General features: G+C 65.7%; 1 protein-coding gene. It reads right to left on the reverse strand.

Annotation, left to right across the window (positions count from 1 at the left end):
• The coding region (locus L0B83_RS19580; RefSeq protein ID WP_234760234.1) for a sugar phosphate isomerase/epimerase family protein at positions 1-993 on the reverse strand (993 nt) is incomplete at its 3' end.
• Positions 994-1,009: the final 16 nt, after the last annotated feature.

Raw genomic sequence — 1,009 nt, forward strand, 5'->3', positions numbered from 1 at the left:
CTGGCTGAAGGCGGCGTCGAAGCTGGTTTGGGAGGGTGGGAAGTTGTATTTTTTGAGGTTGGCGAGGGCTTCGGGGGCGCCGTGGAGGCGGTCCATGCCGGCATCTTCCCATTCGATCGAAATCGGCCCGTCGTAGCCGATCGCGGCGAGGGCGCGGAAGGCTGATTCCCAGGGTACGTCGCCGCGTCCTGCGGAGACGAAGTCCCAGCCGCGGCGCGGGTCGCCCCAGGGCAGGTGCGAGCCGAGGACGGTGTTGCGGCCGGTGGGGCGCAGCTTGGTGTCTTTGCAGTCCACGTGGTAGATCCGGTCTTTGAAGTCCCAGATGAAGGAGACGGGGTCGATGCCTTGCCACATGAAGTGGGAGGGGTCCCAGTTCAGGCCGAACGCTTCGCGGTGCCCGATCGCTTCCAGGGTCCTGACGGTGGTCCAGTAGTCGTAGGCGATTTCGGAGGGGTGGACTTCGTGGGCGAAGCGGACCCCGTTCTCGTCGAAGACGTCCAGGATGGGGTTCCAGCGGTCGGCGAAGTCCTGGTAGCCGGCGTCGATGACCTTTTCCGGGACGGGCGGGAACATGGCGACGTATTGCCAGATGGAGGAGCCGGTGAATCCGACGACGGTGTCCACGCCCAGGGCGCGGGCGAGGCGGGCGGTGTGTTTCATTTCCTCGGCGGCGCGGGTGCGGACGCCTTCGGGGTCCCCGTCGCCCCAGACTTTCGCGCCGACGATGGCTTGGTGGCGGAAGTCGATGGGGTCATCGCAGACGGCCTGGCCCTTGAGGTGGTTGGAGATGGCCCAGACCTTGAGGTTGTACTTGTCCAGGATTTCGAGTTTGGACTCGACGTAGCCGGGTTCGTCCCAGCGCCAGGCGTCCAGGTGGTCTCCGGATACGGCGATTTCCATGCCGTCGTAGCCCCAGCCGGAGGCAAGCTTGGCGACTTCCTCGAAGGGCAGGTCGGCCCACTGGCCGGTGAACAGGGTAAACGGGCGGGGCATGGGTTCTCCTTGCGGG

It is taken from the genome of Arthrobacter alkaliphilus (assembly GCF_021483235.1).
Taxonomy (GTDB): domain Bacteria; phylum Actinomycetota; class Actinomycetes; order Actinomycetales; family Micrococcaceae; genus Arthrobacter; species Arthrobacter alkaliphilus.